At 39.6% G+C, this 22,144-nt stretch carries 20 protein-coding genes and 1 pseudogene; 6 read left to right on the top strand and 15 right to left on the bottom strand.

The window, feature by feature from the left end:
• The first annotated feature begins 5 nt into the window (after window positions 1-5).
• The 6 genes from gluQRS (at window position 6) to J8L73_RS00795 (ending at window position 5,162) form a co-directional block, all read left to right on the top strand.
• Window positions 6-950: a tRNA glutamyl-Q(34) synthetase GluQRS gene (gluQRS, locus tag J8L73_RS00820; protein WP_210999084.1), complete on the top strand. Its 945-nt coding sequence runs from the start codon at window positions 6-8 to the stop codon at window positions 948-950.
• A 269-nt stretch (window positions 951-1,219) separates the two neighbouring features.
• The gene (pcnB, locus tag J8L73_RS00815; RefSeq protein ID WP_211014241.1) at window positions 1,220-2,518 is read left to right on the top strand and encodes a polynucleotide adenylyltransferase PcnB; all 1,299 of its coding nucleotides are present in this window, start codon (window positions 1,220-1,222) and stop codon (window positions 2,516-2,518) included.
• A gap of 4 nt (window positions 2,519-2,522) precedes the next feature.
• Window positions 2,523-3,008, top strand: coding sequence for a 2-amino-4-hydroxy-6-hydroxymethyldihydropteridine diphosphokinase (gene folK / locus J8L73_RS00810; protein WP_211014239.1), 486 nt, complete (start codon window positions 2,523-2,525; stop codon window positions 3,006-3,008).
• 31 nt (window positions 3,009-3,039) lie between these two features.
• Window positions 3,040-3,834, top strand: a complete 795-nt coding sequence (gene panB, locus J8L73_RS00805; protein ID WP_138683340.1) for a 3-methyl-2-oxobutanoate hydroxymethyltransferase — start codon at window positions 3,040-3,042, stop codon at window positions 3,832-3,834.
• Window positions 3,834-4,682, top strand: coding sequence for a pantoate--beta-alanine ligase (panC, locus tag J8L73_RS00800; protein WP_211014237.1), 849 nt, complete (start codon window positions 3,834-3,836; stop codon window positions 4,680-4,682). The genes panB and panC overlap by 1 nt, the downstream gene beginning before the upstream one ends.
• A gap of 243 nt (window positions 4,683-4,925) precedes the next feature.
• Window positions 4,926-5,162: a hypothetical protein gene (locus tag J8L73_RS00795; protein WP_210999080.1), complete on the top strand. Its 237-nt coding sequence runs from the start codon at window positions 4,926-4,928 to the stop codon at window positions 5,160-5,162.
• A 69-nt stretch (window positions 5,163-5,231) separates the two neighbouring features.
• On the opposite strand, the gene J8L73_RS00790 is transcribed toward J8L73_RS00795, so the two are convergent.
• The 15 genes and pseudogenes from J8L73_RS00790 to J8L73_RS00725 all read right to left on the bottom strand — a co-directional run bounded on the left by J8L73_RS00790 (window position 5,232) and on the right by J8L73_RS00725 (window position 21,839).
• Window positions 5,232-6,197 carry a phosphate ABC transporter substrate-binding protein PstS family protein gene (locus J8L73_RS00790; protein WP_210999079.1) on the bottom strand — a complete coding sequence of 322 codons (966 nt, stop codon included), beginning with the start codon at window positions 6,195-6,197 and terminating at the stop codon, window positions 5,232-5,234.
• A gap of 107 nt (window positions 6,198-6,304) precedes the next feature.
• Window positions 6,305-7,609 carry a phosphate regulon sensor histidine kinase PhoR gene (gene phoR / locus J8L73_RS00785; RefSeq protein ID WP_210999078.1) on the bottom strand — a complete coding sequence of 435 codons (1,305 nt, stop codon included), beginning with the start codon at window positions 7,607-7,609 and terminating at the stop codon, window positions 6,305-6,307.
• Between the two features lie 54 nt (window positions 7,610-7,663).
• Entirely contained in the window at window positions 7,664-8,353 is a 690-nt protein-coding gene (gene phoB, locus J8L73_RS00780) for a phosphate regulon transcriptional regulator PhoB (RefSeq protein WP_058547137.1), read from the bottom strand.
• Between the two features lie 644 nt (window positions 8,354-8,997).
• Window positions 8,998-10,062: a class II fructose-bisphosphate aldolase gene (gene fba / locus J8L73_RS00775; protein ID WP_211014235.1), complete on the bottom strand. Its 1,065-nt coding sequence runs from the start codon at window positions 10,060-10,062 to the stop codon at window positions 8,998-9,000.
• A gap of 201 nt (window positions 10,063-10,263) precedes the next feature.
• Window positions 10,264-11,439: a phosphoglycerate kinase gene (locus J8L73_RS00770; protein WP_210999076.1), complete on the bottom strand. Its 1,176-nt coding sequence runs from the start codon at window positions 11,437-11,439 to the stop codon at window positions 10,264-10,266.
• Window positions 11,440-11,504: 65 nt separating this feature from the next.
• Complete coding sequence (epd, locus tag J8L73_RS00765; RefSeq protein ID WP_210999075.1) at window positions 11,505-12,515, bottom strand: erythrose-4-phosphate dehydrogenase; 1,011 nt, start codon at window positions 12,513-12,515, stop codon at window positions 11,505-11,507.
• Window positions 12,516-12,694: 179 nt separating this feature from the next.
• Entirely contained in the window at window positions 12,695-13,357 is a 663-nt protein-coding gene (locus J8L73_RS00760; protein WP_210999074.1) for a peroxiredoxin-like family protein, read from the bottom strand.
• A gap of 79 nt (window positions 13,358-13,436) precedes the next feature.
• A complete protein-coding gene (locus tag J8L73_RS00755; protein WP_210999073.1) occupies window positions 13,437-14,186 on the bottom strand; it encodes an SIMPL domain-containing protein in 750 nt (249 codons plus the stop codon).
• Window positions 14,187-14,307: 121 nt separating this feature from the next.
• Window positions 14,308-14,643, bottom strand: a pseudogene (locus tag J8L73_RS19215) (hypothetical protein); the annotation flags it as partial.
• A 98-nt stretch (window positions 14,644-14,741) separates the two neighbouring features.
• Window positions 14,742-16,418 (bottom strand): methyl-accepting chemotaxis protein, encoded by a 1,677-nt coding sequence (locus J8L73_RS00750; RefSeq protein WP_247659531.1) that lies wholly within the window; start codon window positions 16,416-16,418, stop codon window positions 14,742-14,744.
• A 54-nt stretch (window positions 16,419-16,472) separates the two neighbouring features.
• Window positions 16,473-16,937, bottom strand: coding sequence for a hypothetical protein (locus J8L73_RS00745; protein ID WP_211014233.1), 465 nt, complete (start codon window positions 16,935-16,937; stop codon window positions 16,473-16,475).
• A gap of 315 nt (window positions 16,938-17,252) precedes the next feature.
• Entirely contained in the window at window positions 17,253-17,876 is a 624-nt protein-coding gene (locus J8L73_RS00740) for a 3'-5' exonuclease (RefSeq protein ID WP_211014231.1), read from the bottom strand.
• Window positions 17,877-17,896: 20 nt separating this feature from the next.
• Window positions 17,897-19,735 carry a DUF294 nucleotidyltransferase-like domain-containing protein gene (locus tag J8L73_RS00735; RefSeq protein WP_211014229.1) on the bottom strand — a complete coding sequence of 613 codons (1,839 nt, stop codon included), beginning with the start codon at window positions 19,733-19,735 and terminating at the stop codon, window positions 17,897-17,899.
• A 105-nt stretch (window positions 19,736-19,840) separates the two neighbouring features.
• The gene (locus tag J8L73_RS00730; RefSeq protein WP_058547129.1) at window positions 19,841-21,565 is read right to left on the bottom strand and encodes a sodium:solute symporter family protein; all 1,725 of its coding nucleotides are present in this window, start codon (window positions 21,563-21,565) and stop codon (window positions 19,841-19,843) included.
• Between the two features lie 10 nt (window positions 21,566-21,575).
• Window positions 21,576-21,839, bottom strand: a complete 264-nt coding sequence (locus J8L73_RS00725) for a DUF4212 domain-containing protein (protein ID WP_004586074.1) — start codon at window positions 21,837-21,839, stop codon at window positions 21,576-21,578.
• Between the last annotated feature and the right edge of the window lie 305 nt (window positions 21,840-22,144).

Genomic DNA, 22,144 nt, shown 5'->3' with positions numbered 1-22,144 from the left:
TAACTATGTCTCCTACAGCCGTTACCACGCCTTTGCGTGACTATCGCGGTCGTTTCGCACCGTCTCCTTCTGGGCCATTACATTTTGGCTCACTTGTGGCGGCTGTGGGTAGCTTTCTTGATGCTAAAGCTAACCAAGGAAAGTGGTTAGTACGTATAGAAGACATAGATACTACGCGCGTGGTCAAAAACGCCGACTCCGATATTTTACACACCCTACAAGCTTATGCCCTAAACTGGGATGAACCCGTTGTATATCAAACGCAGCGCTTAGACTTATACCAAGATGTTACTCAGACACTTTTAAAACAAAACCTTATTTATGCATGTCGTTGTACGCGTAAACAAATAAAAGCCATTGGTGGTATTTATCAAGGGTATTGCAAGTCACTTAATCATGATACAACTACAGGTGCACTTCGCCTTACTCAGCAGTACCCCACTACTCATTTTAGCGATTTAATCCAAGGTGATATAAACGTAAATAAAGCCCTCGCCTTTGAAGATTACCTTATAAAGCGAAGTGATGGATTATTTGCATACCAGCTTGTTGTGGTTGTCGATGATATTGACCAAGGTATAAATCGTATTGTTAGAGGTGCTGATTTAATAGAGCCAACAGCAAGGCAAATAAGTTTATTTAAACAACTTAACAGCCCTATCCCTGAGTTTGCCCATTTACCTTTAGCGGTGGCAGAGCCAGGCTTTAAACTCTCTAAACAAAATTACGCACCCGCAATCAGTACACAAAACCCAAAACCGGCTTTGATTAGCGCGTTTGAATTTTTAGGTTTGCCCATCAACGCTGATTTAATGGATTTAAATATTGAACAATTAATTGCGTGGGGAATTAAAAACTTTAGCTTAAGGCAAGTACCTAAAGTGCCTGAAATACAAATTTCTCAACATCCTACTCATCAAGCAGTCCAATTTACGCATTTAAGCAAATAAAATAGCTAAAAACGGCTTAATTTCAACACATCAACTTAATTTTTAAACCCTGCTGGTATATGATAGCCGCCTAAATATATGCTAATTATGTTAAGCAGCCAGTAATACGTTTTAACGCCTATACTTGCTGCAGTTTTGATTGCAATACAGAGCCAATCAACACCTTCTGTAGGAGACAGATTATTATTTCCAAGCTTTTTCAATTTTGCAGGCAGATTATTGGCCCAAGTACCAATACTGAAAGTGCCACTGTAAGTAGCGAACCGCTAGTGATCCCGCGTGGTGAGCACGGTATTTCTCGCAAACAATTTAGCCCAAATGCAATCAAAGTATTATACCGCTTAAAAGATGGCGGTTACGATGCCTACCTCGTTGGTGGTTGTATTCGCGATATATTGTTAGGTCAACAGCCAAAAGATTTTGACGTAGTAACAAATGCAACGCCTGATCAGGTAAAAAAGCTTTTTAGAAACTGTCGCCTTATTGGCCGCCGCTTTCGTTTAGCGCACATTGTTTTTGGTCGCGAAATTATTGAAGTAGCCACAATGCGCGGGCACCATGAAGCGCAAGAAGACAAAAACCAAATAAGCCAATCAAGTAACGAAGGGCAATTATTGCGCGACAACGTTTTTGGTAGCATTGAAGAAGACGCAGAGCGCCGTGACTTTTCAATCAACGCTTTGTATTACTCAATTAACGATTTTAGCATTCACGATTACGCTAACGGCTTAGCTGCAATTAAAGCAAAGCAAATTGAGCTAATTGGCGATCCTGAAACACGTTACCGTGAAGACCCTGTTCGTATGCTACGAGCGGTACGCTTTGCTACCAAACTTGATATGAGCATTGCACCTAATAGCGAAAAGCCAATTACTGCACTTGCCAGCTTACTTGATAACATTCCGCCTGCGCGTTTGTTTGAAGAAGTACTTAAACTGTTTTTAAACGGTAAAGCTGAAGCTAACTTTTTAATGTTACGCCAATACGGTTTGTTTAAGTCGCTATTTCCTGAACTTGATAAAATTTTAGATAAAAACCCTGACGGTCTTGAAACTGCATTTGTTCAGCAAATGTTTCAAAATACCGATAAACGCATAAATGCTGATAAAAAAGTAACACCCGCTTTTGTATTTGCAGCGTTACTATGGTTTCCGCTACTTGAACGTACTAAAAAGATTCAAAACCAAGAGCAACTTTCTGAATATGACGCTTTTGCACAAGCAATGAATAAAGTACTCAGCGAAAACTCACAGCATATTGCTGTACCAAAACGCTTTACCTTAGGGGCCCGCGATATTTGGCATATTCAGCATCGTTTAGATAAACGAGCAGGCCAACGAGCTTACAGGCTAACGCAACAGCCTCGCTTTAAAGCAGCTTACGACTTTTTATTATTGCGCGTAGATGCAGGCGAAACACAACACAGCGAATTAGCGCAGTGGTGGACTCAATACTTAAGCCAAGATATTAACGGTCAAAAAGAAATGGTGAAAAACTTAGGCCATCAAGGTGGACCTAAGCCACGTAAACGCCCTCGTCGCCGTAATACAAAAAAGCCAACTGAGTAGAAACATGCAGTGTGTTTATTTGGGTTTAGGAGCCAACCTAAACTCACCAAAAGAGCAGCTTGATAACGCAGTAACAGCGCTTAAAAAGCTGCCTAATTGCGAATTTATAAGCGTATCGCATTACTATGCAAGTAAACCTATGGGCCCGCAAGATCAGCCCGATTACGTTAACGCAGTAGCCTGTATAAAAACATCCCTTGAGCCAGAGCAATTACTTGATTTAACTCAAGCAATTGAACTTGAGCACGGCCGTGTTAGAAAGGCCGAACGTTGGGGGCCGCGCACGCTAGACATAGACACGCTACTTTTTGGCCAGCAGATTATTAATACGACCCGTTTAACGGTGCCACATTATGGTTTATGCGAACGTGAGTTTGTAGTTTATCCGTTACTAGAACTTACACCCGAACTTATTTTACCAAGCGGTATTGCATTAAAAACCATTGCAGATGGTTTACCGCTCAACGACCTACAACAATTACCTCTGTAATTAACCAAGGCTTTAGCCTGCGAGGAATATTATGTCTAAAATAACCGTGTCTACTTTAAATAAAATGAAAGCAGAAAATAACAAAATCACTGCGCTAACGGCCTACGATGCCAGCTTTGCTAAGTTATTTCATGATAACGGCGTAGAAGTTATTTTAGTGGGTGATTCTTTAGGTATGGTACTTCAAGGTGGCGACGACACGCTTGGTGTAACTAATCAAGATATCGCCTATCACACACGTTGTGTACGCGCAGGTAGCCGTGAGCTATTTGTTATTGCCGATTTACCGTTTATGACCTATTCAAGTGTAAGTGACACCTGTAAGAATGCCGCAGAGCTAATGCGTGCTGGCGCTAACATGGTAAAACTTGAAGGTGGCGAATGGCTATACGACAGCATTAAAACGCTCACTCAGCAAGGTATTCCGGTATGTGGTCATTTAGGACTAACACCTCAATCAGTGCATGTATTTGGTGGTTTTAAAATTCAAGGCCGTGAAGACGACAAAGCACAAAAAATGATTGATGATGCAAAAGCGCTTGAAGCTGCTGGCGCGCAATTATTAGTACTAGAATGTATTCCAAGTGCCCTTGCTAAACGTATTACTGATGCGATTAACATACCTACTATTGGTATTGGCGCAGGAAGTTTAACCGATGGTCAAATATTAGTAATGCACGACCTTGTGGGTATTTCAGCAGGTTACATCCCTAAATTTTCTAAAAACTTTTTGCTCGAAACTGGCAACATGCCACAAGCCGTTCAAAAATATTGTACAGACGTTAAAAGTGGCGCGTTCCCTAGCGCCGAACACGAGTTTAAATAATGCAGTCAATTACAGAAATCAAATCATTACGTAGTCAAATCAAAGCATGGCGCCAAGCAGGTCTTAGCGTGGCATTAGTGCCCACCATGGGTAACTTACACCGCGGCCATTTTTCGCTTGTAGAAAAAGCAAAAACATTGGCCGATAAGGTAGTCGTAAGCATTTTTGTAAACCCAATGCAATTTGGCGCAAATGAAGATTTAGATAACTACCCGCGTACACTCAATGAAGATAAACAAGGTCTTGCCGACCTTGAAACAGATATTGTATTTACCCCAAACGTAGAGACCATTTACCCTAACGGTTTAGGCGCACAGAGCTTTGTTGACGTACCTGATGTGTCTATGGGCTATTGCGGAGGCTCACGCCCAGGGCACTTTAGAGGTGTCGCAACGGTGGTTACTAAGCTATTTAATTTAGTACAACCAGATTATGCCTGCTTTGGTGAAAAAGACTTCCAGCAACTGCAAGTTATTAAAACCATGACTCGCGACTTATCAATACCGGTTGAAGTTATTGGTGTTCCTACGATGCGAGAAGTATCAGGCCTTGCCATGAGCTCGCGTAACGGTTACCTATCGGCTGCTCAAAAAGCGACGGCTACAGTACTTTTTAAAACCTTAAACGAGTGCGCAGAGCAAATAAAAAACGGTAATAAAGATTTTATTGCGCTAAGTAATAGCGCTAAGCAAAACTTAGAAGTGGCAGGTTTAAAACCTGACTATTTTGAGATAGCTCAACGAGATACATTAAAAGCTGCTACACTCGATGATACACAATTTGTTATTTTAGCCGCAGCCTTTTTAGGCAGTGTTAGATTAATAGACAACTTACAAGTTGTTATTTAATACCCGTTCGCTTAATTAAGTGATCTATTGTGAGGGTGGAAAAACGTGTTGATAGTTAGGCAATAAATTTGCTATTTGGTTGTTTTGGGCAATTGCTTCTGCATTGCTCTACCTTCTGCATCCACGCAATCGTAAATAAGAATTTTTTACGCAGGTAGCGACACGTTTAGCCCCACAAAATGATTAAGTATGATTGCGGGATGGTTTAACACTTTAGCGAGCGACTTTAAGGATAAGATAAGCATGCAAACTTTAATAAAATCAAGCGTAGTTGCCCTAACCTTCGTATTATTAGCTGGTTGTCAAAACCAAATTGAAAACCCTGAGATGAAGCAGTGTGCTCAACAAAACTATCAGTGCGAAACCAGCTGTGAGCAACAAACAACAGCCCAAAGCTTAAAAAAGCAAGTATGCTCAGCTAAATGTGTAGAAAGCTATAACCAGTGTAAAATACAAGCCGAAAAATTAGGTAATATATAATTTAGCTTTAGATTATAGATACAAAAAAACCGCTCATTGAGCGGTTTTTTTATTAGCTAATAATTTATATTATAAACCAAGCTTTTTAAGTTCAACTTCTACTAACTTAGCTGATAGTGGTACGTAACCATCTTTTTCAACGATTTGTTGACCGTCTTTAGAAAGTACCATTTTTAAGAACTCAGCTTCAATTGGCGAAAGTGGCTTATTAGGGTGCTTGTTTACATAAAGGTATAAAAAGCGCGACAGAGGGTATTTACCTTGCGCAACGTTTTCAAGTGTTGCATCTACAAAGTTAGTGCCTTTTTTAGCTAGTGGCACAGTACGTACACCTGACGTTTTGTAACCAATACCTGAGTAACCAATAGCGTTTAATGACGAAGAGATTGACTGCACTACAGATGCAGAACCAGGTTGCTCGTTTACGTTGTTACGGAAATCACCTTTACACAGTGCTTTCTTTTTAAAGTAACCGTAAGTACCAGATACAGAGTTACGTCCGTATAATTGGATATCTTTTGCAGCCCAGTCGCCAGTTAAGCCAACATCACTCCAACGGTTAACTTGCTCAGATGCACCACATTTACGAGTAGAAGAAAAAACAGCATCAACTTGGTCAATGCGTAAGCCTTCAATTGGGTTATCTTTGTGTACAAATACCGCGAGTGCATCAATTGCTACACGTACTTCAGTTGGTTTGTAACCGTAACGCTTTTCGAACGCTTCGATTTCTTTTGATTTCATTTTACGGCTCATAGGTCCCATGTTTGAGGTACCTTCGGTTAGAGCCGGTGGAGCAGTTGAAGAACCTGCAGCCTGAATTTGAATGTTTACATTTGGGTAAATACGCTTGTACTCTTCAGCCCAAAAAGTCATCATGTTGGCTAAAGTGTCAGAACCTACAGATGAAAAGTTACCTGAAACACCGTTAATTTTTTGATATTCAGGAATTGCGTTATCAAGTGCAACAGCCTGCGCAGATACTAAAGTTGTAACAGCCACACCCATTGCGGCAACTAAATTTTTAAATTTCATGTGGGGTTCTCCGATTTGTTCGTCCCATTTCCTAACTGCCGTCTACTCTAAAGTGAGTAGATGACAGTTACATTACTCTTAAATGACACTTTTATGACTTTGATTTTTTACGCTTGTGGAACTATCTTATCTATTGAAAATTCAAAAGAAAAACAAGACCCTTTACCAACTACGCTACTAATATTTAATTGGCTATCATGCCTTGTAAGCACATGTTTTGTGATCGCAAGCCCTAAACCTGAGCCACCTGTTGTTCTACTGCGAGCTTTATCTACGCGGTAAAAGCGCTCGGTTAAACGGTTTATATGCTCAGGCGCAATACCATCGCCATTATCATTTACGCTAAAACAGGCATGATTATTTTTACGCTGCCAAGTTACTTCAATTTTTCCACCGGGTTTAGTGTAATGAATTGCGTTAAATACTAAGTTAGAAAATGCGCTGCGTAGCTCATCCTCTGCCCCTTTAATATCTAAAGTGGTATCTATATTAAAAATTAGTTCGTGGCCTTTATCTTGGTTAATCGATTGCGCTTCGGTTTGAATATAACCAAGTAGCTGAGGTACATTTACTGCTTTATCGCTGTCTTGACGACGAGCGCCTTCAATTCGCGATAGCGATAGAAGCTGATTAACTAAGCTATCCATGCGCTTACATTGCTCAAGCATGGTATTTTGCGCTTTATTCCACATAGCTGGTGGTGGCATCATATCGCCATCCATCATTTCTAGGTAACCTGTCACTACCGTAAGCGGCGTGCGCAGCTCGTGCGATACATTGGCAACAAAGTCTTTGCGCATTTGTTCAAGCTGCTTTAAACGTGTTACATCACGTACAACAACCATAAGCTGAGTACTTGCGTACGGCATTACCCTAAACTCAAGCACTTGCTCTATTGCATGACCATTATCAAGTTCTAATGGCTCCTCAAACTGACCACGGTGCATGTATTTTGCAAATTTAGGTTCGCGTATTAAGTTATCTAAGCGCTGACCATGATCTGTAGGCCATTGCAGGCCTAATACCTTAAGCGCCAACTGATTACACCACACAATACTTAAATCGTTTTGTAGTACTACAACTGCGTCGGGTACCGCTTCAGCGCCATCACGAAATCGCCTAATTAAATCAGCAAGTTCGTTACGCTTTTTACGATTGCGATGTTGTAAATGATATATACCTTCAAACACTTGCTCCCACGCGCCCTCACCCTCAGGCGGATTAAAGCTGCGTTGATTTAAGAGCCAATCACTCAAACGATAAAGTTGATGGTAGTGCCATACAAGAAGGGAAGTTGTGCCTAAAAATAAAAGCAAAAATGGTGCGCCAACTAGCACACCAATTAATAGTAAGGGTAAAAAATAAATAAACAGGCGCTTTGCTAACGCCTGCTTGTTAACAACTCGATACATACACTCACTTTACCTTAGAGTAGTACTTTACAAGCAAGCAAAGCTGTAAGTACGTTATAATTTGCTTGAAAAACGATAACCTGCGCCACGTACAGTTTGTACTAAACGGTCATGTCCAAGTGGTGCAATCGCTTTACGCAAGCGACGAATATGCACATCAACAGTACGGTCTTCAACGTATACGTTAGTACCCCAAACATGATCTAGCAGTTGTTCACGGCTATACACACGCTCTGGGTGGGTCATAAAAAAGTGTAATAATCTAAATTCGGTTGGGCCCATATCAAGCTCGCTTCCCTCAGAGGTTACACGATGCGAGATAGGATCTAAACGAAGACCATGAACTTCTATCGCTTCTTCTAATGACGTTGGCGAAACACGGCGAATAACCGCTTTAATACGCGCCATAAGCTCTTTAGGTGAAAACGGTTTAGTCACGTAATCATCTGCGCCAACTTCAAGGCCGCGTACTTTATCTTCTTCTTCGCCGCGAGCAGTAAGCATAATTATAGGAATTTGACGAGTATATTCACTTTGCTTAAACTTTTTAGCAATTTGAATACCGCTGCCGCCTGGCAACATCCAATCAAGTAAAACCATGTCTGGGTAAGGTTCTACCATTGCAGCAATGGCAGAGTCGTAATCTTCTGCTTCAATTGCCTGAAATCCATTTTGCTCTAAAACAAAAACCAACATCTCCCTGATAGGAGCTTCGTCATCTACGACTAGTACTTTACGTGACATTCCAAATTATCTCTTACGCTATCGAATTAGTTTTCATTATTATGACTAAGTATGACATTTTTATGAAAGTGTAACGTGTAAATTAAAATCGTGGTAAAAAAAATACAAATTAGTGACAAAAACCCTCATTAACGTCATATTTTTAAAAACATTTTAATTATTAATGCCGTTAAAAACATATTTTAAAGCGATGACAGTTTTATTTCGTTTAGGATAAACAGATCTTTTTAATGGGATCATCACTTTACTAACTTAGCTTATAAACTTTTGCTTTTGCCCAACATTAATGGATGCATGTAACCATTCGCTCAAAAAATAGATCGGCTTTTTACTAAGAGCTAAGTGAAAGATCAGAATTTTACCAAGCTGATCGGTGTTGAGATCAGAGTTTTACTTAGTAAAAACGCTAAGCAACTGATTATTTGTATAAATAAAAAACGATCTGATTATTTATAATGCCAAAACCGCCTTAATATAGGCTGTGCTTAGTAAATTGATGATCCAAAATTAGATGTGTTAGTAAATGCGTGATCCCAAATAACCGTGTTAGTAATACAGTGATCTCAGCATAATAAAATTAATAGGCATTAAAAAAGCCAGCAACTAAGTTACTGGCTTTTGAAAAAATCGCTTATAAGAGCGTATTATCTAATTTTTGGGTCTAGTTCGCCGCTTAAGTATTTAAGGTGCATTTCATCGAGTGAAATTGGCTTAATTTTACTTGCCTGCCCTGCTGTGCCAAACGAGTTGTAACGCGCTACACAAATCTCTGTCATTGCTTTTGTAGCGTCTGCTAAGTATTTACGCGGGTCAAAGTTAGATGGGTTAAGCGCCATATGGCGGCGAATAGCACCGGTAGAGGCTAAACGTAAGTCTGTATCTATATTTACCTTGCGAACGCCAAACTTAATACCTTCTACAATTTGCTCTACTGGTACACCGTAAGTTTCAGGAATTTCGCCACCGTATTGATTTATGATCTCTAACCACTCTTGTGGTACAGACGACGATCCATGCATTACTAAATGCGTATCAGGAATACGTGCGTGGATCTCTTTAATACGATCAATTGCTAAAATATCATCCGTTGGCGGGCGCGTAAATTTGTAAGCCCCGTGTGAAGTACCACAAGCAATAGCAAGGGCATCAACATGGGTTTTATTTACAAAGTCTGCAGCTTCTTCAGGGTCGGTAAGCATTTGGTCAGTCGTTAGTTTACCTTCTGCGCCTACACCATCTTCTTCGCCGGCTTCACCTGTTTCAAGTGAGCCAAGTACACCTAACTCGCCTTCAACCGATACGCCACACGCGTGCGCCATCGCAACAGTTTCGCGTGTTACTTCTACATTGTATTCGTAGCTTGAAGGGGTTTTACCATCGCTCATTAATGAGCCATCCATCATTACAGATGAAAAACCTAGTTGAATTGAGCGTTGGCAAACACCGGGTGAGGTGCCGTGATCTTGGTGCATTACAACGGGGATATGTGGCCATTCTTCAACGGCTGCTAAAATCATGTGGCGGATAAATGGAGCACCAGCATAAGCACGTGCGCCTGCTGATCCTTGAACAATTACTGGGCTGTTTGTTTTATCAGCCGCTTCCATTATTGCGCGCATTTGCTCTTGGTTATTCACGTTAAAGGCTGGAACGCCGTAACCGTGTTCAGCTGCATGATCTAAAAGTTGTCGCATACTGATTAAAGCCATTGGGTATTCTCCAATTTATCGACAGCAGTCTCCTACCATCTAGTTTGAACGGATTTGTTAGTTTGGCGTTTAAATAACACCACGAAAAATCACTGCTTCGCAGCAAAGTTCCGTCAAAATTAATTATTAAATTAGGGTGAGAGGTATTTAATAATTAATTGTTGGCGAGGGTTTCCCCTCACCTTACACGGCTAAATAAATTTATTTAGCGCGCGACTCTAGCATTTCTACTGCTGGAAGTTTTTTGCCTTCTAAAAACTCTAAGAACGCACCACCACCGGTAGAAATGTAAGAAACCTTATCGGCAATGCCGTATTTATCAATTGCAGCTAAGGTATCACCGCCACCAGCAATTGAAAATGCTTTTGAATTTGCAATTGCTTGTGCAATAGCGCGCGTGCCATTACCAAACTGATCAAACTCAAATACGCCAACAGGGCCATTCCACACTACAGTACCTGCATTTGCTATAATTTTAGCAAGTTGACTGGCTGTATCTGGGCCAATATCAAAAATCATATCGTCGCTTGTCACTTCGCTTACATCTTTAAGCGTAGCAACAGCTGAGTCAGAAAACTCATTACCTACTACAACATCGGTAGGAACCGGAATTTCGCCATCGTTTGCTTTAGCTGCTGCACATAAACGATTTGCTTCGTCCATTAAATCAGCCTCGTAAAGTGATTTACCAACCGGATGACCTGCTGCTGCAATAAAGGTATTAGCAATACCACCGCCAGTTACTAGCTGGTCAACGATTTTAGAAAGCGAGTCTAAAACGGTTAATTTAGTTGATACTTTTGAGCCACCAACAATAGCAACTAATGGGCGAGCTGGGTTATCAAGTGCTTTACCTAATGCTTCAAGTTCAGCCGATAATAGCGGTCCTGCACAGGCTACATCTGCAAACAAGCCAACGCCATGCGTAGAGGCTTGTGCACGGTGAGCCGTACCAAATGCATCCATTACATACACATCACACAGTGCTGCAAGTTGTTTTGATAACGCTTCATCGTTTTTCTTCTCGCCTTTGTTAAAGCGCACGTTTTCAAATACAACGACTTCGTTATCGGCAACATCAACGCCGTTTAGGTAATCTTTTTCAAGACGTACTGTTTGCTCTAGGGCATCGTTTAGGTAATCAGCTACAGGTGCAAGCGAAAACGCTTCATCGTATTCCCCTTCAGTAGGACGGCCAAGGTGTGACATAACCATTACTTTAGCGCCTTTCTCAAGCGCTAATTTAATAGTCGGTAGCGCTGCACGAATACGCGCATCTGACGTCACTTTACCTGCTTTCACTGGTACATTTAAATCTTCACGAATTAATACGCGTTTGCCGTTTAAATCTAAATCTGCCATTTTTATGACCGACATGAACATCTCCTTAGTTAACGATTCTTGAACCTGAAAAATATATTTAAAATTATTATAAAATGCGTTTACTTAGCCATCATCGCACGAGCAGTATCGAGCATGCGATTGGCAAAACCCCATTCATTATCACACCACACTAGTAACTTTATCAGCCTTTTATGACTAACACGTGTTTGCGTGCCATCGATAATACAAGAATGCGGGTCGTGATTAAAATCAACCGATACAAGTGGCTCTTCGGTATAACTTAAAATACCTTCTAAGCGGTCTTTCGCTTGTGCTTTAAGTGCATTATTAACTGCATTTAAATCAACATCAGCGTTAACCGTTACGCTTAAATCCATCGCTGTAACATTAATCGTTGGTACACGCACCGCAATCGCTTCAAAGCGACCTTTAAATTTAGGCAAAATACGGTCTATACCACGGGCAAGCTTTGTATCTACCGGAATAATAGACTGACTCGCAGCGCGAGTACGGCGTAAATCATGATGATACGCATCTATTACTTGCTGATCGTTCATAGAAGCATGAATAGTAGTAATAGCGCCCGACTCAATACTAAACGCATCGTCTAATACTTTAATTACGGGTACCACACAGTTTGTGGTACACGAGCCGTTAGATACAATAGTATGCTCGCTTTTAAGCTTATCGTCGTTTATGCCATAAACAATGGTGGCATCTACGTCGTTATCAGCCGGATGCGAAAACAACACCTTTTTAGCGCCCGCTGTAATGTGTAGCTGTGCGTGTTCACGCGAATGATAAACACCAGTACATTCAAGCACTACATCTACATCAAGGGTTTGCCAAGGTAATTCTACTGGGTTTTCTTCACAAAAAAGTGCAATGGTATCGCCTGCAACATTAATGGTGTCTTCACCAAGTTTTACAGGAAAAGAAAAACGACCATGGGATGTGTCGTATTTTAATAAATGAGCAATAGCTTCAGGGTCAGCAAGTTCGTTAATCGCAACAATTTTAATCTCGTCGCTTAAACCTGACTCGTATAACGCGCGGACAATATTTCGACCAATACGACCAAAACCATTAATTGCAAGTTTGATTGCCATGAAATATAAAATCCACTCTAGTTACGTGCAGATAAAGGCAATATGCCTTTTAGGTGGCTGTATTGTAATCGACCTTAAACATTATTATAAGAGGGAGCGATTAGAAACTTTAAATTAACCTAAAAGTAGCTTAATAGCTCAGCTACTTTTGGGCGTTTACCATGGTTAAAACTTATTCTTTACTGCAGTACTTTCAATGCATTAATAATATCTTCTGGCTCTGAGCGTGTGCGGTAATCAACGTCAACATAACGCCACGTTACCCTACCTTCGCTATTTAAAACAAAGGTGGCAGGGATAGGTAAAATACTGCCATTGCCGTCATTGAGCGACTCTAAATCAAGGCCGCGGTCTACGCGCATATGCTCGAGTAAAAATGTAGGGACTTTCCATGCTACGCCATAACTTGCTGCAACATCCGCATTTTGATCACTTAGCACTACAAAATCCATGTTACTTATATCGCTTTCACTCATTGATCCATCAGGCACTTGTGGGCTAATAGCCACCAGCTGTGCGCCTAATGCATGAATTTCAGGTAAGCGAGCTTGAAGCGCTTTAAGCTGTAAATTACAGTATGGGCACCAACTACCACGATAAAAAGTAATAACCACGGGGCCTTTAGCAAGTAACTCGGTTAACTGCACCGATTGCCCATGTTGATTTGGTAACTCAAAGTTTGGCGCGTTTTGGTTTAGAGCAAGTGCATTAGCACCCTCTTGAAAAGATTTTGCTTGAGCAATGCTCTCATCAACACCTTTCATAAAAGCAGGATTGCCCTTTCGCCCCGCAGCTACTTTTGCCTCAGTTTGTGCTTTTAATGTGTTGCTTTCATCACTCATAGTATGGCTACCTTCAAATTATTCAAAAACATGAAGCCAGCTTACAGTACGAAACTGTATTTGAAATTAAAATTTTAACTTAATCTTCTACTTCTAAATCAAACACCACATTTATAGATGAGGAGATACTAATTATTGAATCAGCACTGATTGTTTTATCAATATAGTGTTCATGTTCAAAGGGATTTGAATTACTAGTATAACTCGATGAAACAGGGTGCTTTTCATCATCTTCGTTACCGCAGTAATTCACTTGGTTTGACTTCGAACTAATGCTGTAAATTTTCCCAAGTTTAGCGCCAAATGCTTTAGCGAGCAGGTTTCCTTTAGCTATTGCGTCATCTACTGCAGCTTGTGTTGCCTGCGACTCTAACAACTTTACTTTTGAAGATAAACTCTCGATTGCTATACCATTATTTATTTTTATACTTTGTGCAAATTCAATAAAACCATCTATTTTTTTAATATCGTTGATGGTTACTTTAACCGTTTTTAGCGCTAAGTACTTATCGTCTGAAACAGTCCCCGCTTCTGTACCAATAATATTGTATACATTGCTTTTTAAACCAGATACAAAAACATCGTCTAGCTCAACACCGTATTTATCAACGCCTTCAAGTAACAAGTTAACCTGAGTATCAAGATCACGTTTAGCCTCAAGTAACGTATCTTGAGTGCTCATTACTTCAAAAGTAACTTGAGCTAAATCAGGTTCAACCAATATCTCAGCATAACCTTGCACTGCAATATGACGATTAGCAGGTAAGCTTGAATTAGCAAAAGCGATAGCAGGGAATAAGATTAGAAAAATAAAGGTAATGAGGTTCATAATCTTTCCTTGAGGTAATGATTAGTTGAAATAAAGTTTACTCGAAATAGTAACAAAGCATGCGTACCTATAATTATACAGATTATAATAAAAGTAAACTGTTCCTATTGTAGCCAATAGCTTATCTCTCGCGGCATATAACCGCGCCTACAGCTAACCTACATCCCCCCACTTTTATCTCTTTACCACGGCTTATTTGATGGCACTGCGCTAGTAGTAATTCGGCGGCGCTTGTTCATCGATAAGCGCATGATGACAGTGATAGCTTAGTAACGCATAACGCGCACGACACGCACTTAGGGTTAAATCATCTTATTTTATATCACATAAATAATTAATTAAGCGCTTTTGTTCTATATGGAGTGTATAGAGAGTGAGTTTGAGTTGAATATGTATATTTACTTTTTAGCGCGACTTTTACAAAGTTCCAATTAAGCATTGCATCATTAAACACTAAATACAGGCTTAATTGGTAAATATAGTCTTTTCTACTAACCTGAAAATACAACCTCGTTAGTATTGCTTCAAGCACCTTAATAAATTTAAAGTGGATAGTTACACTTTAAATTTATTAAGGTTAATTCTTAAGTTATTAATATATCTGGCGATACTTTCATTTGCTTCAGATGTATCTTGTGCTCCTGTCGATGTTTCTGTAGCAATATCTGTAATGTTAATTAAGTTTTGATTTATTTCACTTACAACAGCCGACTGCTCTTCTGCAGCGGTAGCAATCTGTAAGTTCAAATCCGTAATTTCGTTCACTGCAATGGCAGAATCAGCAAATATTTCTGATGTTTCAGTACTCTTTTTAAGGCACTCATCGGCACTACTAATTCCCTTATTCATACTCATCACTGCATTTTGAGCTTCACTTTGTAAACGGGTAACCAAACTTTGAATATCAACAGTAGAAACTTGTGTTCGTTGCGCTAAAGCCCTTACTTCATCAGCAACAACAGCAAAGCCTCTACCTGTATCACCAGCTCGCGCAGCCTCAATTGCAGCATTTAAAGCAAGCAAATTAGTTTGCTCAGCAATGCTTTGTATAGTGTCCAAAACACTGCCAATATTATTTGTTTCTGTTACAAGACTCTCTATCACAGTACTTGCTTCATCTATTTCTGTCGCTAAACGTTGAATGACTAATTTTGCTTGAGACGCTTCTAATTTTCCCTTTAATACTCGCTCTTTAACAGCCTCGGTCACTGTTGATGCATTTTGAGTATTACTTGCCACCTCTAAAGTTGTACAGGTCATTTCTTCAACGGCAGTTGAAACCATTTCAGTTTCAACCCTTTGCTTGTCAACGTTGGTCACTGTTTGTTGCATAATATTTATTGCAAATTTAGATGAATCATCTAATTGCGATAAATGTATATTCGCTTCACTGATTGTTTCTCTTAGCATTAATAAAAACTTGTTGAATGCTCTTGCTGTATCTCCTATTTCATCGCTGGCACTTTCATCAAGCGTTAAGGTTAAATCGCCATCACCATCTGCTATTTCAACTAATCTAGTTTTTAGTCTATTTACTGGTTGAGAAATTGCTCTGCTTATAAAATATGATAACGCCATACCAACAATAACGGAGAAGAGGAATATATATAAGATTATATCAATACCTTGCTTTTCATCACTTTCAGCTTTTAAGGCTGAATCTAAAGTAAATTGTTGTATTTGGGAAAGTAATGCTATTAGTTTTTTTTCAAATTTGTCTTCTGCGACTTCAATTATACTTATTTTATCGCCCAAATCAGAAACAGATTGAGTTTTAACCGCTTCAATTACATCATTAATGTTCGCTGTAATACTTTGATATTCTGTATTTAGGAGCTTCAAATCATTTGCCAAGGCTTTAAAACTTGTTTTAGCCTTTTCGTTATGTAATTGAACAATAGAGTCACGAACAAATTTTTCTGATTTGTTAAATTCACTTTGAATTTTTTGTGTTAACGACGAGAGCTTATTTTCAATTTCCTCATTGCTTTCACCTGATGCTAAACTTTCGTGTAACAAAGCCCGCTGAAAATATATTGTTTGCTCTAATTTATGCTCCGACATTGTAGTAAGCATATTGCTAAGAGGAATATCTCTCTCAGCTATGTCAACTAGCTCTAAACCTATTTTATTCATCTGTATTAAAGATATAACCCCAATTATCAACATTAATGTTATTTGCGAAATACCTAGAAAGTATATTTTACTGGTAATGGACAACTTACTTAACATTTTAAACCTCTTCAATTTTAGGGCTAAACCTTACATTATTGCTGAAAGTAAAAATCAAAAAGGTCGAGTGATAGCAAAACCAATAACAATAGCCTCTTCGTCATCAATAAAATCTACCGCTACAGTAGGTGCGATACCAAAATCTCCAACATGAAAATCATAAGCACTACTGATACGATATAAATCTTCATTGTGAGGGTGCCCCCCGCCTATGCGCTCTTCACCAAAACCAACCCCAAAACGAATATTTTTAGTCGGGTGATAGAAAAGAGAAGCTAGAACTACAGCTGTACCATCGCCATGATGTGCATCATTTGTTCTTTCATATACCACTCCAGCGCCCCATTCATTAGTAAATTTATACTCATATTCAATCCCAAAGGTAAATTCACTTTCACTATCAAAATGAGTGGTGCCAATAAAAATTCCAGGGACGTGTTTAACTTCGTCATTTGCCTGAACAGCTGGAATTAAAAATATTAGAGAACACGCGATGCACTTTAAAATTTTATTTCTCATATTTTTCTCTTTTAAATAAACAATAATGAATTTAGATGTTTCTGGAGCTACAACAGATCTAGAGCAAACACTTTAGCCCATCAATAATTAACATTATAGACAATCTATATTTACATATTAGTTTCTTTATACGATCAAGCAAGATTTAATGCTACATGTTTAGATTGATCATATTTAGTGAGCTTTCGGGGCTGAATTGACTTAATAAAAACCAGGGAGGAATTTATTTTTAGATAAATAATTTTTGTGTGTTCTGTTATCACTAATTATCAATCAAACTTAATTAAGATAACTCTGCATTTAAAATTTGTAAGCCTATGTTAACTCTTTCACTTTTAGCTCTTTACCACGGCTTATTTGATGGCACTGAGCTAGTAGTAATTCGGCGGTCGCTTGTGCATCGGTAAGCGCATGATGACAATGATAGCTTGGTAACTCATAACGTGTGCGGCAGGCACTTAGGGTTAAATCATCTTGTTTTATATCACATGAATGATTAATTAAGCGTTTTTGTTCTATATGGAGCGTGTCGAGGATGAGTTTGGGTTGAATATTAATATTTGCGTTTTTTAGCGCCACTTTTAAAAAGCCCCAATCAAGTATGGCATTATGAAACACCAAAATACAGTCACTAAAGTGGCTGCTTAATTGCGCTAATATACTGGTAAGGCTTTGCCCTTTAGCTAAAGTATCGTCGTTAATTCCATGATATACAGGGCTTTGCTCTAGGCTTTTAACATCTTTATTAACTAAGTGTTTTGACTCACTCATTTTTATACATTGGTTATCTATTACAACCCACGCTACCGATACAATTTCGTGTTGTTTTGCATCAAGCCCTGTTAGCTCTAAATCAATAACTAAATAGCGCTGCGTTAACGCATTTTGACTTAATAAATTTCGCTTTTTAAAGTATTCGCTAAGCAATTTTTTTACCATGGTCTTTCCTAAAATACGCCTTATAAACTGCCACGAGCAAATTTAAACGCGGCGGCTTGCTGCGCTTGCTTAACTAAGTAAAAAGCTTCTTTTAACTGATGGCGCTCAAGCGAGTTTAACTTATCAGGATTAATACAGTTACTTGGCAATCCCTCTTCATTTATTTGAGTACTTAAGCGCAGTTGAGTTAAGAATCGCCAGCAATCTTTTAAATTATATATATCCTTTTTACTGAGTAAGCTGTGCTTTAAAAGCGCATCTAATCGCTCTTGTGTATTAGCGCGCCTAATTCCAGCTTTAAGTGCGTATAACCTTGCTATGTCGTTAATAATAACCACACCACGTGTTTTTAAATCTATGTATTTATTATTTTGATCGGTTTTTTCGGTTTTAAACTTGTTAAATAGACCAATCGGTACGCTGTTACTGCTTATATCAGTTGCCATAGCGGCATAAAATAATTCATTGCGAGATATGCGAGTAAGCTGCTCACAAAAGCTGCTGTACAAGGCATTTGAGCCTTCAATAAAGCGCAAATCAAAAAATATTTTGCAGTTAAGCATGGCGTTTGGCGTTGGGCTTTTTATCCATTTAAAAAAGCGCTCACACCAGTCACTTATACTCATTCGGCATAAATCGCTGCTTGCCATAATATTGCCAGGGCAACGTCTAATTCCGCACTCTACTAACTGTTCACAAACAAACTCCCCCATATGTTTAAAGTAAGCGTGTTGTTCATCACTTAAATCATCAGGCAGTAGTAAACCGTTGTCTTGGTCTGAGTGCAGGGTTTGCTCTTCTCGCGCTTGCGAGCCAAAACAAATAAAGCTAAAACTGGTGGGCGCTGCACCATTATCTTCTTGAAATAAATGAATAAGGCGCGATGTTAGTGCATCGGTTAAACCACTTAATAATTTACCTATTAGTGATATATCATCAATGTTGTATGAAAAACTACGTAGGAGCTCAGGAATTTCTTTTGCGTAGCGTTTTAAGTCAGTAATGGTATGCGCTTTATAAATGCGGCCAATGAGCTGTACTGGGTCGCTTTTTTGCTGGCGTAGTAAATCGGTGCTAGTAAGCATACCCAACGGTTTATGGTTTTCATCAAGTACAGGTAAGTGGTGAATATTGTATTTAAGCATTAAATGCAGCGCAGAAAACACGCGGTTATTTTCAAAAATAAACTTGGGTTTAACGGTCATTATGCTGCTAACAGCTTCTTGTGGGCCTACTTCGTCGGCAAGTACCCTGTTACGTAAATCGCGGTCAGTAACTACACCGACTAAATGGGCATGTTCGGTGATCATAATTGAAGACACGCCATGCTCTTTCATTTTTTTAGCACTTTGCCTAATGCTCGCATCGGGCGCTAAAGTTATCGCTTTACGGGTCATAAGCTCAGATATTTTACGCTCAGACCAGCTATCGTTTTTACTTTTATAATGTGATGAGAGTAAACGGTTTGCGTGCGCTCTTACAAAATATTGCTCAAACGGTTTGTATTCACGGCGTAAAAAATCAAAGTGCTCTTGGCTGAGCATATACACTATGCCCTCTTTTTGAACCGCTAACCTATTTTGTATTGCTTCTCCGGTTAAAAGCGAGGGGTAACCAAAATAGTCACCTTGCGCTAAACGCGTTACTACGTCGCCTTTGGCATCAACCAAGTCGTACAAACCTGAGCGAATTAAAAAGAGCTTTGGACTTTCGCTTTGCAACCATTGTGCTTGGTTTTCGCGTGTTAAGTAAACACAATCTAAATGGCTTACAAAGTATTCGCATGCACTTGTTTGCAGCATACTAAAAGGCGCTTGCATACACACATACTGGGCTACTTCTTGTTGTTCTACACTCATTGTTGCACTCATTAAAAAGTATACACTGCTCCAATGTACTCATTATTTATACAAATAAAAAGCCCGACTAAAGTCGGGCTTTTGGTGCTTTATAAATACGTAGGCTTAGTGAGCATGTGCTCCAGCCGACCCTTTAGGATTACGAATACCTTCTACCATTTCTTGAATTTCAACAGGTGTTGGCTGAGTAAACTTAAGTACAGTCGCTGCAACTACAAAGTTAATAATCATACCAACTAGGCCTATACCTTCTGGAGAAATACCTAAGAACCAATTTTCAGGACTATTTAGCTCAGGGCTTACAAACTTAAAGAAGATAATATACGCAGCGGTAAAGCCAATACCCGTTACCATGCCGGCAATTGCGCCTTCTCTGTTCATTGTTTTAGAGAATATACCCATAATAATTGCTGGGAAGAAACTCGCCGCCGCTAAACCAAAGGCAAATGCGACCACCGATGCTACAAACCCTGGCGGATTAATACCAAAGTACGCGGATATAACAATGGCAACCATCGCAGCTAATCGAGCGGCCAGTAGCTCTTGTTTATCGCTGATATCGGGTTTAAGGGTGCGCTTGAGTAAATCGTGCGACACCGAGGTTGAAATAACCAGCAGTAAACCGGCGGTAGTAGATAGTGCTGCAGCAATACCCCCTGCGGCTACTAAGGCAATTACCCATGCTGGTAAGTTGGCAATTTCAGGGTTAGCAAGCACCATAATATCGCGGTCTACTTTTACTTCGTTTGCGCTATTTGGATCTTCAATTTTACCTGCTGTGTAGAACATTTTGCCATCACCGTTTTTATCATCAAAGGTAATAAGGCCTGTGCGTTCCCAGTTTTTAATCCACGCTGGTGCTTCTGCGTATTCTGTACCACTGCCGTCTTTACCGTTAATGGTATCAATCATGTTTACACGAGCAAACGAGGCAACCGCGGGTGCTGTGGTATAAACAATAGCAATAAATACCAGTGTCCACGCTGCTGAAATACGTGTGTCTTTAACACGAGGTACAGTGAAAAAGCGAACAATTACATGTGGTAAACCAGCAGTACCCACCATTAACGCACCTGTAATTGCAAATACGTCAATCATGCTCTTAGAGCCTTCGGTGTATTGGGCAAAGCCAAGCTCTGCACTTAAACCGTCTAACTTATCGAGTACATAAACGCCGTCAGTGCCAATAAGTGTGGCGCCAAAACCTGTTTGAGGGAAGAAGTGGCCTGTCATCATCATCGAGATAAAAATAGCAGGAACAAGGTAAGCAAATACAAGCACACAGTACTGCGCTACTTGCGTGTAGGTAATGCCTTTCATGCCGCCAAGTACTGCATAAAAGAATACAATCACCATACCAATGTATACACCGGTTTCAATTTCTACTTCTAAAAAGCGAGAAAATACCACGCCTACGCCGCGCATTTGCCCTGCAATGTAAGTAAAACAAATAAAGATGGCACACAAAATAGCAACAACACGCGCTGTTTGTGAATAGTAACGGTCGCCAATAAAATCAGGTACCGTGAATTTGCCGAATTTACGTAAGTAAGGCGCTAAACACATAGCGAGTAATACATAACCGCCGGTCCACCCCATTAAGTAAACGCCGCCATCATACCCTGCGAACGAAATAATACCCGCCATTGAAATAAATGACGCGGCGCTCATCCAATCGGCAGCTGTTGCCATACCATTAGCAAGTGGTGGTACGCCGCCGCCCGCTACGTAAAATTCTTTAGTTGAGCCCGCTCGAGCCCAAATTGCAATGCCGATATAAAGCGCAAAGCTTAAACCAACAATTATAAATGTGAGTGTTTGAACATCCATTGCTTAGCTCCTATTCGTCTACGCCGTATTTTTTATCTAACGTATTCATTTTGAAAACGTACACAAAAATCAAAGCAACAAAGGTGTAAATCGCGCCTTGCTGGGAGAACCAGAAGCCAAGTTTAAACCCAAAAAAACGTACTTCATTAAGTACATCTACCAGTAATATGCCAAAGCCAAACGAGACCACAAACCACACTGCTAGTAATTTAAACAGTAGTGAAATGTTTTCTGCCCAATAAGCTTTTGCTTGTTCTTCATCTTTAAAAGCCATTTTTATTTTCCCCTTTAAGCATCGCAGTATCGCGATGGGTGGTTTTTTATCTTCGCTAATCAATTTAGCAACGCAGCTTAAATATTGAATTGAGACCATAGTCGTAACAGCTTATTAACGTTTACGTAAACTGTGAAACAGCATTCAACAAGCAACCACAAAAGATAGAATTTTCATGACGTTATGGTATTAGGTAAGAAGTTATAAAGCACAGTAGCTCCAAATTGGTTAATAATGCGACATTAGTCTAATAAAAATACCAAATATAAATTTACTTAATATATTCAATAGATTATAAAAATAAG

This window comes from Pseudoalteromonas sp. MMG006, from assembly GCF_018101025.1.
Classification (GTDB): Bacteria; Pseudomonadota; Gammaproteobacteria; order Enterobacterales; family Alteromonadaceae; genus Pseudoalteromonas.
This window is presented reverse-complemented; position numbering and strand designations above follow the sequence as displayed.

Bases quoted from the DNA above. Each gene is read 5' to 3' on its own strand.
- gluQRS (WP_210999084.1), top strand. From the start codon at position 6: ATGTCTCCTACAGCCGTTACCACGCCTTTGCGTGACTATCGCGGTCGT.
- fba (WP_211014235.1), bottom strand. From the start codon at position 10,062: ATGGCTTTAATCAGTATGCGACAACTTTTAGATCATGCAGCTGAACAC.
- J8L73_RS00755 (WP_210999073.1), bottom strand. From the start codon at position 14,186: ATGAACCTCATTACCTTTATTTTTCTAATCTTATTCCCTGCTATCGCT.
- phoR (WP_210999078.1), bottom strand. From the start codon at position 7,609: ATGTATCGAGTTGTTAACAAGCAGGCGTTAGCAAAGCGCCTGTTTATT.
- folK (WP_211014239.1), top strand. From the start codon at position 2,523: ATGCAGTGTGTTTATTTGGGTTTAGGAGCCAACCTAAACTCACCAAAA.
- J8L73_RS00725 (WP_004586074.1), bottom strand. From the start codon at position 21,839: ATGGCTTTTAAAGATGAAGAACAAGCAAAAGCTTATTGGGCAGAAAAC.
- J8L73_RS00770 (WP_210999076.1), bottom strand. From the start codon at position 11,439: ATGTCGGTCATAAAAATGGCAGATTTAGATTTAAACGGCAAACGCGTA.
- J8L73_RS00740 (WP_211014231.1), bottom strand. From the start codon at position 17,876: ATGGTAAAAAAATTGCTTAGCGAATACTTTAAAAAGCGAAATTTATTA.
- J8L73_RS00750 (WP_247659531.1), bottom strand. From the start codon at position 16,418: ATGTTAAGTAAGTTGTCCATTACCAGTAAAATATACTTTCTAGGTATT.
- J8L73_RS00735 (WP_211014229.1), bottom strand. From the start codon at position 19,735: ATGAGTGTAGAACAACAAGAAGTAGCCCAGTATGTGTGTATGCAAGCG.
- panC (WP_211014237.1), top strand. From the start codon at position 3,834: ATGCAGTCAATTACAGAAATCAAATCATTACGTAGTCAAATCAAAGCA.
- epd (WP_210999075.1), bottom strand. From the start codon at position 12,515: ATGGCAATCAAACTTGCAATTAATGGTTTTGGTCGTATTGGTCGAAAT.
- J8L73_RS00760 (WP_210999074.1), bottom strand. From the start codon at position 13,357: ATGAGTGATGAAAGCAACACATTAAAAGCACAAACTGAGGCAAAAGTA.
- J8L73_RS00745 (WP_211014233.1), bottom strand. From the start codon at position 16,937: ATGAGAAATAAAATTTTAAAGTGCATCGCGTGTTCTCTAATATTTTTA.
- J8L73_RS00795 (WP_210999080.1), top strand. From the start codon at position 4,926: ATGCAAACTTTAATAAAATCAAGCGTAGTTGCCCTAACCTTCGTATTA.
- J8L73_RS00790 (WP_210999079.1), bottom strand. From the start codon at position 6,197: ATGAAATTTAAAAATTTAGTTGCCGCAATGGGTGTGGCTGTTACAACT.
- phoB (WP_058547137.1), bottom strand. From the start codon at position 8,353: ATGTCACGTAAAGTACTAGTCGTAGATGACGAAGCTCCTATCAGGGAG.
- panB (WP_138683340.1), top strand. From the start codon at position 3,040: ATGTCTAAAATAACCGTGTCTACTTTAAATAAAATGAAAGCAGAAAAT.
- J8L73_RS00730 (WP_058547129.1), bottom strand. From the start codon at position 21,565: ATGGATGTTCAAACACTCACATTTATAATTGTTGGTTTAAGCTTTGCG.